At 55.9% G+C, this 14,262-nt stretch carries 10 protein-coding genes; 4 read left to right on the top strand and 6 right to left on the bottom strand.

What is annotated here, in order from left to right; genetic code table 11:
- Positions 1–158: 158 nt before the first annotated feature.
- Positions 159–1,682, top strand: a complete 1,524-nt coding sequence (locus RBH33_RS06900; RefSeq protein ID WP_306731423.1) for an MFS transporter — start codon at positions 159–161, stop codon at positions 1,680–1,682.
- Between the two features lie 8 nt (positions 1,683–1,690).
- Here the strand turns inward: RBH33_RS06900 and RBH33_RS06895 are convergent, their stop codons facing one another.
- Positions 1,691–3,511: a type IV pili methyl-accepting chemotaxis transducer N-terminal domain-containing protein gene (locus RBH33_RS06895; RefSeq protein ID WP_306731422.1), complete on the bottom strand. Its 1,821-nt coding sequence runs from the start codon at positions 3,509–3,511 to the stop codon at positions 1,691–1,693.
- Between the two features lie 184 nt (positions 3,512–3,695).
- Between RBH33_RS06895 and hemN the strand changes: the two genes are divergently transcribed.
- Positions 3,696–5,087, top strand: coding sequence for an oxygen-independent coproporphyrinogen III oxidase (gene hemN / locus RBH33_RS06890; RefSeq protein ID WP_306731421.1), 1,392 nt, complete (start codon positions 3,696–3,698; stop codon positions 5,085–5,087).
- Positions 5,088–5,118: 31 nt separating this feature from the next.
- Here the strand turns inward: hemN and RBH33_RS06885 are convergent, their stop codons facing one another.
- A complete protein-coding gene (locus tag RBH33_RS06885) occupies positions 5,119–6,201 on the bottom strand; it encodes a mechanosensitive ion channel family protein (RefSeq protein ID WP_306731420.1) in 1,083 nt (360 codons plus the stop codon).
- Between the two features lie 172 nt (positions 6,202–6,373).
- On the opposite strand from RBH33_RS06885, the gene RBH33_RS06880 reads away from it, so the two are divergent.
- Positions 6,374–7,093 carry a M90 family metallopeptidase gene (locus tag RBH33_RS06880; RefSeq protein WP_306731419.1) on the top strand — a complete coding sequence of 240 codons (720 nt, stop codon included), beginning with the start codon at positions 6,374–6,376 and terminating at the stop codon, positions 7,091–7,093.
- A 125-nt stretch (positions 7,094–7,218) separates the two neighbouring features.
- On the opposite strand, the gene RBH33_RS06875 is transcribed toward RBH33_RS06880, so the two are convergent.
- The 3 genes from RBH33_RS06875 to RBH33_RS06865 form a co-directional block, all read right to left on the bottom strand.
- On the bottom strand, positions 7,219–7,659 hold the full coding sequence (locus RBH33_RS06875) for an RrF2 family transcriptional regulator (RefSeq protein ID WP_306731418.1): 441 nt from the start codon (positions 7,657–7,659) through the stop codon (positions 7,219–7,221).
- 15 nt (positions 7,660–7,674) lie between these two features.
- Entirely contained in the window at positions 7,675–8,862 is a 1,188-nt protein-coding gene (locus RBH33_RS06870; protein ID WP_306731417.1) for an NnrS family protein, read from the bottom strand.
- 135 nt (positions 8,863–8,997) lie between these two features.
- On the bottom strand, positions 8,998–11,316 hold the full coding sequence (locus RBH33_RS06865) for a TonB-dependent receptor family protein (protein WP_306731416.1): 2,319 nt from the start codon (positions 11,314–11,316) through the stop codon (positions 8,998–9,000).
- A 215-nt stretch (positions 11,317–11,531) separates the two neighbouring features.
- Between RBH33_RS06865 and RBH33_RS06860 the strand changes: the two genes are divergently transcribed.
- Entirely contained in the window at positions 11,532–13,118 is a 1,587-nt protein-coding gene (locus RBH33_RS06860; protein WP_306731415.1) for a carbon-nitrogen hydrolase family protein, read from the top strand.
- Positions 13,119–13,328: 210 nt separating this feature from the next.
- On the opposite strand, the gene RBH33_RS06855 is transcribed toward RBH33_RS06860, so the two are convergent.
- Positions 13,329–14,144, bottom strand: a complete 816-nt coding sequence (locus RBH33_RS06855) for a sulfurtransferase (RefSeq protein WP_306731414.1) — start codon at positions 14,142–14,144, stop codon at positions 13,329–13,331.
- Positions 14,145–14,262 lie beyond the last annotated feature (118 nt).

The raw sequence follows: 14,262 nt of genomic DNA, 5'->3' as shown, positions 1-14,262 counted from the left end.
CGCTTTGGCAAGGGGCCGCTGGCGCCAGCTCCAGCATTTGTGCGGGTTTGATCGCAGGGAGTACCACCATTGGGGGAGCTGGGTATTCCCAATGATTCGTTGAGAGGGCGGGTGCGGCTAGGCATAGTGGCTTGACCAGCAACCACTTAGGCCCATTTATGCCAACGATGGATAATACCCAGCCGGGAAATCTCTCCCTACTGGGAGATCGCAGGCTGCCCAGCATACCCGGTCACGGGGTGGTGGCTGCGCCATTGTGGTTAGTGGCCGGTGTTCACTTTTGTGCGTTCGGCTTGTGGTTTTGCTGGGCGCTGATTGTGGTGCAGTTGCATCACGTAGGCGCTGGTTTGTCCTTCTTGGAGTTGTTTTCACTGCTGGCCGTCGGTGGTCTGGGCGCGGGGTGTGTTGGCATCACTCTGGGTTACGGTGTTCCGCCTGGAGCGGAGCGTCCGATGCTGGGCTGGTGCCTGTTGACTTTGCTGATTCCCGCCCTTGGGCTCTGCTGGGTTTTGGGGCAACCCGACACTTCCCTGTGGCAATTGCAGTCGCTGGCCTTATTGAGCGGCGCCGGTGCCGGTGGCAGCTCTGTGCTGGTGCAGCGCATGGGCAGCCGTGGTGACGAGGATCAGACGTCGCTCTTAACCGCGGTGGGCCACTGGGGGATAGTGGTGGGCTTTCTGGTGCTGCCCATTTTGCTGGTGTTGCCCTTGTACGGGCAGGGCGCGGTTTCCAGTTTGTGGAGTAGCCATTTCTTTGGTCGTTTGGCACCGGGAACGGCGCTGTGGTTGAGTTGGTCCGGTGCATTTTGGGGCGGCCTCATCGCTCTGGTTATCGTCTTTTGGTTGGCCCGGCAATGCCGGGCCGACTTGCGTGCATTTGGGGCGTCCGCGCCGCGGATTGGCAGCGCTTTTTTGGCGGGCTTGGCCATTGCGGTTCTAGGCGCCTGGATCGTACTCCCGGCGACGGCAGGCGGCAGTGGAATTTCACCACCAAAAGAATTGTTGCTCTTGGCCATCGCGGCGTCGGCGTTGTTGTATACCGGTATTCACCGGCGCACCGGTTCTGAGAACGCTTTCTCCCAGTTTCGGCACTCGGATACCTGGGCGCTGAGTTTGCTGTGGGTGATGAGTCAGGGGAGTTTTCTGGGGTTTGCCGCGGCCTTTCCATTAACGGTCGAGCGGCTGTTTGTGGGCTCGGCAGCGCCGGGTTACCCGGGAGTGTTTATCTACGCGTGGATGCTGCCACTGTTGGGAATTCTGGTTCGCCCCCTTGGCACCTGGGGCGCGGCTCGCTGGGGCGGCGCACTCACCACACAAATGTGCGCCGTGATTTTGGTGCTGGCGGCGGCGGGCGCGGCTTATTGGATTGGCCGGGCACAAGTGTCGGCCCAGCCGTCCCTGTATTTTTCAGGCTTTATGGTGGCGTTTGCCTTGTTGTTTGTGGCTGCTGGCGTGGCTCAGTCCGCTTTGGCTAGCGCTGTAAAGGTTTCCGTCTCGCGGCAGGCGGGGGTTTGGTTGTCGGCCGTGGCGGCCTTTGGGGTTTTCTATATTCCCCTCACCCTGGCGGAAAAGCTGGAGCGGGGTGAAGGCGTTCAGGCCATGGCCGGATTTGCGGTGTTCTATGCGCTGTGCGCTGTGGTTAACGGCTGGTTGTATGTGCGTCGGCCGAGACCGGAACTCTAGCGGCGTCTTTAATTGCTTTCGCGGGCAAAGACATTTTGCTGTTGGAGGTAACTGGGCGTGAAGGTGAAGTAGACACCCGCACCACCAGTCGGGACGTTTCGAACACTCAAGCTGCCGCCCAGATTCTTGCCACGCTCCTGCATAATGGCAAGGCCGTAGTGGTTGAGTTTCTCCGGGTTTGCGGGAATGCCTCGGCCATCGTCCTCAATACTTAAGTGAATCGTTTTGTCCTCACTTTGGTACAGGTTGATGTTCACGTTCTCGCCACCGCTGTGATGGATGGCATTTTGGGTGGCTTCACGCACAATCTGCTGTAGGTGCACTTCTTCATTTGGTGTGAGCGGGACATTACCCAAGGTGTAATTGAAATGCAGCTCCATGTCAGTTTGGGCATTTAACTGCTTGATACTGCTTTGCAAAGCGCCCAAAAAGCCAGGCCCATCCACCTTCAGGCGGAAGGTAGTGAGCAGCTCTCGCAGTTGTCGATAGGCAGAGCTTAGGCCTTCCTGCAATTCGTTGGACACATCTTCCAAGGTTGCTTTGTCGTCTTTGGCGAGCGCCCGATTCAGTCGCGTCACCTGAATTTTCAGATAGGACAAAGCTTGCGCCAGGGAGTCGTGCAGCTCCCGGGCGATGACCGTGCGTTCGTGGACCAGGGTCAGGCGTCGGGCGTTATCTTCTTGCGCCTGCAAGCTAAGCGCCAGCGCCAGCTGGTCCGCTACTGACTCGATAAGCTGCTGTTGCCAATGGTCGAGCGTTTGATTTTGAGGCGTGCGGCACACCAAAACGCCGTAGTGTTTTTGCTCGCGCACCATGGGAAAGCTGTAGCGGAAAATCGGTGACTGGTCCGCTCCAGTCGTTTTTGTCAGTTGATCGCCGCTAAGGCAATCGTCGCAGTTTCTCAGCACACAGACGTCGTGAATACTCTGTTCGGGCTGAATCTGTAAATAAGGCGTATCGCCCGTCTCGGTGATCAAACAAAGCTCAATGTCATCGGCTTTTACCAGATCGGCCAAGTGGGACAGGATGGGTTGAAAGTCGATCTTCCCGTCCTCTTGCTCGATAATGGTTTTGGCCGTGTCATAGAGAAACTGCAACGCGGTGTTGCTGCGCTGCAATTCCTGGGTTTGATCGTCGATGCGCTGCTCCATTTGCCCGTGCATCTGAGCAATGGCATCGCTCATGCGATTAAAGGTTTGCGCCAGTATCCCCAGCTCGTTCATCTGTCGAGGTATGGCTCGGCCTGTGAAATCCCCCTCACTGACTCGCTTTGCGAGACGTGTCAATTCCGATAGCGGTTGCTCCACCTTTGTTCTCAGCCAGTAAATAACAATGGCCGCCAATCCGAGCACCGAAAACAGCGCCAATACCTGCACCAGACGCAGTAACTGCGCATTGCGCTCCGCATGGCGCTGAATGCTGGTAACCAGTTGATCGATCTGCTCGACTTGGTCATCCAGCAGCGGTTGGGTGTTGGTCGCTAATCCGCTCAGTATTTCGGGTTCGAGCTGTTGCCATTGCCTCTGAGCCTGCTCTAGCTGCTCCGCCAGCGCTGGATTGCCATGGGCGAGGCGGGTGAACACGGGGTCTTGCCAGCTTTGTTCAAGCTTGTCTCGTGCGGCTTGCAGGGTTTCGGCGTCCGCGTCCATATGGCTGAGTAAACCGAGCCGGTAGGTTTGCATGCGCAGGGAACCGGCGGCATTGATGGCGTAGGCGTCGTTGTCCGCCTGGTCGGAAATCCAATAGGACGTGACCATAGTAATGGCGGCCAAAGCGACTATGCCGGCCAGAGCGAGACTGAGACGAATAACTAGGGAGGATTGACGCAAGGTTCACCGGAACTCATAGACGAAAGGTTGATCACAATTTAGCACATTCGGTGCGCCCATCCGAGGGTATTTGGGGCCTAATGTGAGGTGACCTTGATACGGATCAAAGTCGCTCTCCGCCCCGCCAGTACACTGGATAGATTGATAATCTGTGGGCTTTGGCTCACGTTGACGGAAAGACAGCATGCCTCTATTTACCGGTCCCCTACTGTGGGATCACGACCTGATCCAGCAATACGACCTTTCAGGCCCGCGCTATACCTCATACCCGACCGCGCCGCAGTTTCGAGATTCCTTTACCGATGAAGAGTTCCAGGCGGCGGTTGCCAAGAGTAACCTCGGCGGTAAGCCCCTGTCCCTGTATTTTCATATTCCGTTTTGCGAGACCCTGTGCTTTTACTGTGGCTGCAACAAGGTTGTGACCAACAACACCAGCCGGGCCAAACCTTATCTGGAGCGTGTTGCAAAAGAAATGGCGCAGCAAGCCCAGCTGTTTGACACTAGCCGACCGGTGACTCAGCTGCACTGGGGTGGCGGTACGCCCACTTACATCAGCGATGATGAAATGACTTGGCTGATGGAAGCGACGCGCCGGCATTTCTCATTGGTTGACGACGACCAGGGTGAATACTCGGTGGAAATCCACCCCGGAAAAGTGTCCGCGAGTACTATGGCGCATTTGCGTAAGTTGGGCTTTAACCGGGTCAGCATGGGTGTGCAGGATTTTAATCCTCGGGTACAAAAGGCGGTGAATCGGTACAACAGTGTTCAAGAGGTTAGCAGCCTGGTGTCTGCCTTGCGTGAGCAGGATTATCGCTCCATTAGCATGGATCTGATTTACGGTTTGCCCTTGCAGACGCTGGAGAGCGTGCGCGAGACACTGGATCAGGTTATCGATCTGTCCCCGGATCGTCTGTCCCTGTTCAACTACGCCCACATGCCCCACCTATTTAAAAGTCAGAGCTTGATTCACGAGAGCGACCTGCCGTCTCCCAGTGAGAAACTTGGCATCTTGCACATGGCCATTGAGCGGTTGCAGGCGGCGGGCTATGTGTACATCGGCATGGATCATTTTGCTAAACCGGATGACAGTCTGGTACTGGCTCAACAGGCGGGTGAGCTGCAACGCAACTTCCAGGGTTATTCCACTCACGGTCATTGCGATTTGCTGTCTTTCGGCGTGTCTTCCATCAGCTCCTTTGGCGATGTCTACCTGCAAAACGCCAAGCGGCTGGATGAATACCATGAATTACTGGATAGCGACCAAAGACCAGCGGTGCGCGGTTTTACCCTGAGCGAAGAAGACAAACTGCGCCAGTGGGTGATCAACCAACTCATTTGCCACTTTCAGTTGGATTTTGCCGAGGTGAAACGCCGCTTTGGTGTGGACCCCACAGTGAAGTTTGCTCAACAGCTGGAGCAACTGGCGCCCATGGTGGAAGACGGGCTGCTCAGTTTGGATGCCCAGGGCATACACGTGCATAACAGTGGGCGCCTATTGATTCGGCGCATCTGTATGGTCTTTGACGAGTATTTGAACGCCTCCAGCGAAATTCGCTATTCCAAAGTGATTTAAATCGCTTTGTGCGCATCAGGCTGAATAGGCTTTAAACGGTGTCCTCCACAACCCCGGCGGAGCCTTTCTCAAAGCTCTCAGTGCGCACCTTGGGCAGGGCGTGGGGGTAGTGTTGTTGGATGTAGGTGATTAATTTTTCACGAATTTCACAGCGCAATTCCCATGCATTGCCTGAGCTCTCGGCGCTCATTAACGCCCTGAGCTCCACCGTACGTTGTCCCGAGTCGGTGACGTGAAGCCGCCACACCTGGCCATCCCAAAACTCCGACTCTTGTAGCGCCTCATGTAAAAACTGCCGAATTTTTTCAATGGGAACCGTGTAATCCATGTGAAGGAACACAGTCCCCAAAATATTGGCCGACTGACGTGTCCAATTTTGAAACGGCTGCTCGATAAAATAACTGATGGGCAGCACCAGGCGGCGCATATCCCAAATCGCCACCACCACATAAGTGAGGGTGATCTCTTCCACGCGGCCCCATTCGTTTTCCACAATCACCACATCGTCCATGCGAATGGGTTGGGTTAACGCGATCTGAAAACCAGCGAGTACATTGGCAATGGTGCGTTGTGCGGCAAAGCCGATGACCAAACCGGCCACACCTGCGGAGGCCAGCAAGCCGGTGCCCACCTGGCGGAAGTTATCAAAATTCATCAGCGCCGCAGCGACCGCGAACACGACGATGATAAAAACCATTATCTTGCGCACTATGTCCACTTGAGTAACAACTTTGCGCGCGGCCAGGTTATCGCTCACCGTCACATCGTATTGGGTGAGAACCCAATCCCTTAGGATGCTTGTGGCCCGAATCAGTAGCCAGGCCATGGAGGCGATCATAAAGGTGCTGAGCACGATGCCCAGGGATTCCACCGCGCCCTCCTGCAGGTTCAAGGCATGCAGCGGGTGGCTGAGTTGTACCGCCAGAGTGGGAAACAGAAGTCGTAGCGGTGCCCGGAGGTGTTTAGGTATGGAGTCGTGCAGTGTGCTGCGCTTCACGACCCTCAGCAATATCTGGTAAACAACCATATGCACCAGCAAGCCCACCACAATTGCGGCGGAAATAACCCCAAGCGACCAAAAGTAAACTTCGAGTTCCTGCAGTACTGTCGTCATAGTGACCTCGTGGTGCTTTTACTCACTGATGCGGAAGGAATGTGCGCTCTGCTACCCCTTTACACTAACGCGCCAGAGAACTGGCATCAAGAACGGCTTTCGAGGTTAGTCCTTGCATCGGCGCCCTTTGCCCCAAACAATAGTCTTATTCGCTGACTTACGGAGCTACGGTTTGGCGTTATATTTGGTCTTTGGAGTGGCGGCGGTGATCGTCGCAGCCTTGGTGTATGCGCCAATTCGGCGCCGGCGCCAGCGGCGAGCCTTGGCGGAACGGCCTTTTCCGCGCCAGTGGCGACGTTTGTTGCGCGATCGCTGGGTGCTGTATCGCTACTTGCCATCCAATGTGCGTTTTGCGCTGCAGCGGCAGCTGCAAGTGATGATGTCCGCCACGGATTTTTACGGTTGCAATGGCTTGCAAGTGACCGAAGAAATGAAGCTGTTAACCCTCGCTCAGGCCGCCTTGCTGTATCAAAACGCCAGTCAGGATCAGTTGGCGGACTTTCCTCACGTGCTGCTCTACCCGAATGCGTTTGTGCGTGAGGGGGACACGACCGATGAGTTGGGTTTGGTTTCCCGCCAGCGTCATGTACTGCTCGGGGAATCCTGGCAGCAGGGGCGGGTGATTTTATCGTGGAGTGATATTGTGCAGGATCTGCGCCGCCTGGATGGCCACAGCCTGGTGATCCATGAGTACGCGCACCAGATCGACGGTTACGATGGGGCCATGAATGGTTCGCCCTTATTGCCGAACGAAACCGTCTACCGGCGCTGGACCAAGATCATGCAAGCGGCCTACGAAGATCTCTGCCGTGAGGCGGAATGGGGCCAGCCTGATATTGACCCCTACGCGACCAGTAATCCGGCTGAGTTTTTTGCCGTGATCAGCGAGTAATTTTTTACTCTGCCCACCGTATTGCAACGTCGCTACCCGGACGTGTATACGCTGCTGGTCGGTTTCTATCGCCAGCAGCCGCTGGAGTGGTTGGGGGAAGTTCAGTTGTCAGAACCGGCAAAGTTTCATTGACCAATGCGCAACAGCTTAACCATAACGGCCGCTTTTTTGCCGGGCAGTAGGTCAGCCAGCGTGTATTGATCCAGGGTGGTGAAGAACGCCTCCAACGCCTCTGCCAGAACATGCTTTAACTGACAGACGGGGGTAATGACGCAATGGTTGTTATTGCCAAAACATTCCACCAATTCCAGATCCTGCTCCGTGTCTCTGACCAGCGCACCGACATTGATATCCTCGGCGTTGCCCTTTAAACGCAGGCCGCCGTTTTTGCCGCGCGTAGCAATTAAATACCCTTTGTTGTTCAGCTCCTGGACCACTTTCATTAAATGATTTTTGGAAATGTCATAACTGGAGGCAATTTCCGCAATGGTGCTCAGTTCCTCCTCCTTAAGGGCGAGGTACATAAGCACACGCAGAGAATAGTCCGTGTAGCGTGTAATGCGCATGAAAGTATCCTGGGCTTAGCCCGGCCGACCATCGGCCCGGGGTGAACTGAGAATGGGCCAGTAAAGTACCACAAAAAGCGCAAAGGCCAGAATCCAACCCAGGGCGGAGAGAGTAACGCCCACCGCGTAACTGATCAGCCCGGCGGCCGCCAATAGGCGCAGCACCGTGGAGAGCACAATCGCCCAATAAGCCACAATGGCGAAGGCCGGTAACTTCAGTGGGCGGCCCGTATGGCCCATGGCCACCCGCGTCATGACACCCAGAATCAACGTGCCCATGGCGCCCACACCCAGCGCGTGTTGCCAAAGCGTGTCAGCCACGCCCAGATTGAATGCGGCGGCGCTGCGCAGCAGTAAGCCGACGACAATCCACAAATAGCCCAGGTGCAAAATCCACAGCAGTGGCTCCCGAGCCACGCGCCAGCCAGCCCATTGGTACAGGCGCAAGCCGTTGGCGAGGCCGGCCACCAGCGCCACCGTGCCGATAACGGCCTGAGGCGCCCAGAGTAATTCGTGTAAAGCCAGCAAGGCGACACTGCCCAGAGCGATGTGGCCGGTCCAGGCTGAGCGGGTGACCCATTCGGGGTTGCCGCCGTTGTTGCGCAACCAGTTGGCGGTGAACAACGGAATAATGCGCCCGGCAATCACCACCATTATCACCACAATCAAATTAAGGCCCAGGTTCTGGCCAAGGTTTAAAAACAGCATCTTCCCCATGCCGAATCCGATGTGCATCAGTAGGTTACCGATGCTCAGAATCACCAAGATACCCACCAGAATCAGGTTGCGGCGATTTTGGTGGCGCAACAAAACGGTCGCGACATAGGCGGCCAGTACCGGCAAAAACGCCAGGTCCACCAGGGCAACCAGCAGCGGCGGCAACCAACCGGCGAACCAAAACACCAGCCGTCCGGCGAACCACAACAGCAGTAGCGCCAGCAGGCCTTTGTTGGCCAGTGGCGCAGCACCGGTCCAGTTGGTCATGGCGGTGAGCACAAATCCGGCAATGGCGGCGGGCACAAACCCGTACAACATTTCATGGCTGTGCCAGTGCAGTGGCGACCAACTGACCGGTAGCGGCCAGCCGCCAAAAAGAAAGCCCATCCAGGCCAGTACGATGAGTACGCCGTAGACTCCCGTCAGCAAAAAGAAAGGGCGGAAAGGGTGGGCCAGCAAGGCATTTTGGGGATGGGTATCGGACATACTGAAGACTCCACATAAGATGTAATTAATATACATCTTAAAGCGGATAAAAACAACTTGGAAGGATTTTACTGAAGCGCGGAGCGGAGACGCCAATCCTTGGCGTCGCGGGAAATCCCTGTAAAGGAAGGGTTTTTAGAAGGAGACTTTAACGCCAGCCCAAAGGGTACGAGGAGCGCCAGGGCGCAGTCCAGACGGACGGTGGTGGGCGATGTACGTTTCGTCCGTAAGGTTCTCCACACTGGCGGTCAGGCGTGCGTTCTGCGTTAACTGATAGTCAGCCGCCAGGTCCAGTAGCAAACGATTTTCCAGCACCAGATCACTCAGCTCCGGGTCGGCGAATGCTTGGGCTTCGGACACGTAGTTACCGTTTAAGAACAGGCTCCAGTTGGCGCGTGCCAGGCCAATGCCCAGATTGATTTGGTGTTCCGGGATTTCCGGAATCGAATCACCCTTGCGTGCGTTTTCCCATTGGTTGGGCGCATCACTGCCGATGTCCTGCTGAAATTCACTGTCGGTCCAGGTGTACGCCAGGTTGATGGGTATGGACAGGCCCCATTGATTGTTCCGCCCCAAGTCATAGCGGATGGACGCTTCCAGACCGTAAATCAGCACTTCGCCAGCGCTCTTGGTGGAGCCAATATCTTGGTCTCGGCAGCCGCCACCCACGTTGGTGCACTCGATATTGATGTTGCTGTAGTCGTTGTAAAAACCAATCAACTGCGAGCGTACTCCGTTGTTGTTAAAACGGAAGCCAGCCTCGAAGTTATCGGCGGACTCGGGCTCACTCGTGGGGCTATCGCCAGCGGGTGAGAAACCCTTGTGGTAGCCACCCAAAACGCTGAACTGATCGGTGAACTGGTAGGTTAATCCCAGACCCGGAATCACGACATCATACTGGTTGGTGCGCGGGCGGCCGGAGCCCAGGTTCGCCTCGCTGCGGCCTGGGCCGCTCCAATCGGTTCGGGTCTGCTCAATGTCTTCATAACGTACACCGGCCACCACCGTCCAGGCGTTGCGGCGCATCGTGTTTTTCGCGTGCAACGCCAGTGCCGAAGCCTCAGAGAGGCGATTCGCGCCCTGTCCGGGAAGTTGCTCTGCCACCAGGCTCATGGTGCCGTTAGTCATCAGGTAAGTGTCATCCCACTGCAAACGGTCTTCCTCGTCTTCGTGGTAACGCGCGCCCACTTGCAGATTGTGTTCCCAGCCCAGCACTTCAAACTGGTGGCTCAATTGCGTCTGGACGCCCTGCGCTAGGTAGCTGCGGTTGTTGGCACGAACTTGGCCCCGAGTTTCGGCATTGGGGGCAAAGCGTTCGGCACCGAACAATTCCGTGTTACCCAGAATCCACGCCATGGCTTCGGGGTTGGCGTCTGGATTTTGAAGTACGCGGGTAATACCAACATAACTACCATTGGCGTTGTCTACTTGATGCAGCTTGTACCAGTTGCGCACGGTTTCACTGCTGTAAAACGTAGTAACTAGCTGCGTCGTCTCAGAAAAGTCGATGCTGTGGCGTAATTGGAACAGCTCGTTTTCCGTATTGATTTCGTCCAATTGTGAACCCGCGTAGCGGCGGTTGGGGTTCGCTTGAAAATCTTCCGCCAGAATTCCCAGGTAACTGTCGTACACACGCCGCTCGTCCAGGCTGTATTTGAACTCCAGTGACTGGCTTACCGCGGCGCCGGGTGCGCTGTTCCAGCGCAGTTTAGCCACGCTATTGTTGCGATCCATACCGGCTTCAGGCACCGGATTATTGGGCTTGTTGGGCAGGCGGCCGGAAGTTGGGTAATCCAGCTCCTTAAAACCGTCCGATTGTTCAGCGTAGTTTTCGATCAACCAACCCCATCGGTCGCCGCTGCCACCGGCGTAGGCGTGCGTGCGCTCGCCGTTGTTGCTGCCACGGCGGTAATGAATTTGGCCGGAGGTGTACTCGGGGATTTGGGTGGAGATCAGATTGAGCGCGCCGCCCACGGTGTTGGGGCCATACTGAATCGCGCTGGAGCCTTTGCGCACCTCGACACCTTCCATGCGGCCCATGGCGGGAAAGTAATAGGCCGCTGATGCGGAGTAGGGGGCCGGGGAGCCAACCAATACCCCATCTTCCATGACGGCGATACGGCCGTTGCGCTCGGGCTGTACGCCGCGCATGCTGATGTGCGGGAACTGGCCCAAGCCTTCTTCATCGATAACATTGACGCCGGGAATGGTGCGCAAGATGCGACCGGGATCGGTAAAGCTGTGTTGCTCCAGATCTTCCTTAGTTATCCGGTGCGCGGAACCGGGGATGTCTTCAAACGTCTCACTGGTGCCCAGAATGGTAATGGTTTCGATTGCGGCCAGCTGCACGGGTACCGGGGCAGGCTGAGCCAGCGCTGAACCACTGGCCAAAGCGATCGCAAGCGCCAGGATCCGGGGTTGCGTGACGGCGCGAGAGGATGAAGCTGAACGCATGGTGACTCCTTCGAGGATGCTGCTCTAAATGTTAATGATAATGACTCTCATTATATTATGATAGATGATTCTTATTATCAACATAAAATTTGCCAATTTGGATGTCCTCCAAAAGTTCTTTGGCGACCCCTGGCTAACAGCTTGGCCAATGTAGGTATACTGGCTGCGGCGGCGGACTGCGCGCCTGCAGTATTGAAGTGAATTAGGGGATACATATGGCAGATGAAGAGAAAAACGACCTGAGCCAACCCGGGGTGCACCTCACGGTGCGCAACGCTACTTTGGCGGATGTTCCAGCCATCGTTAAGTTGGCCAACCGGGTATATAAGCCGCTGGGCATGGAAACCTACCCGCGCGCTGCCATCGTGGGGCAGATCAACAACTTTCGGCAGGGGCAAATCGTGGTTATGGCCGGGGATGCCCTGGTGGGCTACTGCGCCACCTTTCGTATCTCCGGTGATGTTGCCCTCAAGCCCCATACCTGGAGTGAAATAACCGGTAACGGTTACGCCTCCCGGCACGACATTCATGGCGACTGGCTGTACGGCATGGAGGTGTGCATCGATAACGCCTACCGAGGCTACCGTATTGGCCAGCGGCTATACAACGAACGCAAAAAGCTCTGTCAGTCACTAGAATTAAAAGGCGTGGTTTTTGCCGGCCGCCTGCCCAGCCTGCATAAGCGCCTTAAAAAGTGCGGCAGCGTCGAGAACTATATTGATCAGGTGATCCACAAAAAAATCAAAGACCCGGTACTGACGTTCCAATTGCGCAACGGTTTTGAAGTGATCGGAGTCATACCCGATTACTTAGATGACGATAGAGAATCACTGAACTACGCCGCGCACATGGTGTGGTACAACCCCAAAGTACCCCAGAAGGACGAAAAGCCGATAAAGAAATACGGCGTTCGCATGCCCGATGTGGTGCGCATTGCCACCGTGCAGTACATGCAGCGCAAAGTGACCTCGTTCGGTGAGTTCATCAAATACATTGAATATTTCGTGGATGTGGTCGCTGACTACAAAAGTGATTTTGTCGTCTTTCCCGAGCTGTTCACACTGCAACTGCTTTCGATTGAAGACCAGGAATTATCACCCTTCGAATCCATCGAGGCACTGACCAAATACACGCCGCGCCTGAAAGAAGCGTTTCGGGATATGGCGCTCAGCTACAACGTCAACATCATCGCCGGTTCTCACCCAACGCGAGTTGAAAACGGCCGTATTGAAAATATCTCCTACATCTTCTTGCGCGACGGGCGCATCTTCGAACAACCGAAGATTCACCCCACACCCAATGAGCGCTACTGGTGGGATATCGAAGGCGGCAGCACCCTAACCGCCATCGATACCGACTGCGGCCCCATCGGCGTACTGATTTGTTACGACTCGGAGTTTCCCGAGCTGGCGCGCCACTTGGCCGATCAGGGCGTACAGATACTGTTTGTGCCTTTTTGTACCGACGAGCGCCAGAGCTACCTGCGCGTGCGCTACTGCTGCCAAGCGCGGGCAGTGGAAAACCAGCTGTACGTGGTCATGTCCGGCAACGTGGGCAACCTGCCGAACGTATCGAACATGGATATTCAATACGCGCAGAGCTGTATTCTCACACCCTGTGATTTTCCGTTCGCGCGTGACGGTATTGCCGCGGACACCACTCCAAACGTGGAAACGGTAGCTTTTGCGGACCTACGCCCAGAGTCATTGATCATGGCACGCAACAGCGGCACCGTGCAGAACCTGAAGGACAGGCGACACGATCTGTATCGTATGCAATGGAAAGGGGACAAGCTGAAGTAAGGTTGTCTTACCCAGCTTACTTATTTCCCGAAATCACCAGGATGGCACCGCGGAGGGTGGGGCAGGCATTCCCGGACCGTATGCGGCATGGATGCCGCATCCGAGCCTATAGGGATATATTTACGGCGTGTCCGGGTGTGCCTGCCCCACCCGCAGCACTCAACCAAAGCTAAAAGTCTGGCCGGGCCATAGCCGGTTTTCAAAAGGAACTTAACCCCCAGTTTCCACAGGCGTATCCGGATGACTCCCCCACTCAGCCCAAGAACCGTGATAAGCCTCAATATCCAACCCTAAGGTTTTTCCCACCAAATAAGTAAAGCCGGAACGGTGATGGCTCTGACAATGCGTCACTATATGCTTGTCAGCCGTGAGCCCCTTGCTGGCCAAATACTCCCTCGCATCGGAACGAATGCGCAAGCCATTCTGGTGATCCATCAACTCCGTCCACTCACAATTAATAGCGCCGGGAATGTGGCCCGCCTTGGGCGCGCCTGAGCGTTCACCCCGATACTCGGCCGGGCTCCGCGCATCCCAAATGGCAAACTTGGGGTCATTCAAGCGCGCCAGAATGTCAGGAATCTCCACCAATACATCGGGATTGATACTGATGTCTGGCTCCGTAGGCGGTACCTCGGGCATCTCTTGAGTGAGCGGCAACTGCGCATTTTTCCACGCCTGGAGACCGCCATTCAGATAGGAATAGTTTCGGTGGCCAATGGCATCCAGCGTCCAAATAAAACGCCCGGCCCAGCCGCCGCCTTCATCGTCGTACACCACAAAGTGCGTATCGGGGGTCAGCCCCAAAAACGAAAACATCCGGCTCAGTTGTTCCACGGTGGGAATCCGGCCCGGCGCGGGAGGAATATTGCTCAGCAGTATCTGCGGGGGAATATGAAGCGCGCCTTCAATATGGCCACTTTGGTAGGTCTGCTCGCCGCACAAGTCCACCAGTCGCAGGTTTTCCGGGGGCTGCTCCAGCATCAGAGCCAGTTCACCGGGTTCGAGAAGCAGAGGAAGTGAAGCCATAACCGCGTCCTTTTCAAACTGCAGAAAATTAAAGGTACAGCTTACCTTTGATGACCGCTCCGGTGAATAGGCCTCGCTGCCAGAGTGCCAGATTGTGTGGACTTAAGAGCTCCACTCG

It is taken from the genome of Marinimicrobium hydrolyticum (genome assembly GCF_030848505.1).
In the GTDB taxonomy this organism is placed as follows: domain Bacteria; phylum Pseudomonadota; class Gammaproteobacteria; order Pseudomonadales; family Cellvibrionaceae; genus JAVDDU01.
The sequence above is the reverse complement of the archived record's forward strand: the minus strand, read 5'-3'. Positions and strand labels throughout refer to the sequence as shown.

Coding starts and splice junctions, on each gene's coding strand:
- hemN (WP_306731421.1), top strand. CDS start 3,696: ATGCCTCTATTTACCGGTCCCCTACTGTGGGATCACGACCTGATCCAG.
- RBH33_RS06860 (WP_306731415.1), top strand. CDS start 11,532: ATGGCAGATGAAGAGAAAAACGACCTGAGCCAACCCGGGGTGCACCTC.
- RBH33_RS06870 (WP_306731417.1), bottom strand. CDS start 8,862: ATGTCCGATACCCATCCCCAAAATGCCTTGCTGGCCCACCCTTTCCGC.
- RBH33_RS06900 (WP_306731423.1), top strand. CDS start 159: ATGCCAACGATGGATAATACCCAGCCGGGAAATCTCTCCCTACTGGGA.
- RBH33_RS06885 (WP_306731420.1), bottom strand. CDS start 6,201: ATGACGACAGTACTGCAGGAACTCGAAGTTTACTTTTGGTCGCTTGGG.
- RBH33_RS06855 (WP_306731414.1), bottom strand. CDS start 14,144: ATGGCTTCACTTCCTCTGCTTCTCGAACCCGGTGAACTGGCTCTGATG.
- RBH33_RS06865 (WP_306731416.1), bottom strand. CDS start 11,316: ATGCGTTCAGCTTCATCCTCTCGCGCCGTCACGCAACCCCGGATCCTG.
- RBH33_RS06875 (WP_306731418.1), bottom strand. CDS start 7,659: ATGCGCATTACACGCTACACGGACTATTCTCTGCGTGTGCTTATGTAC.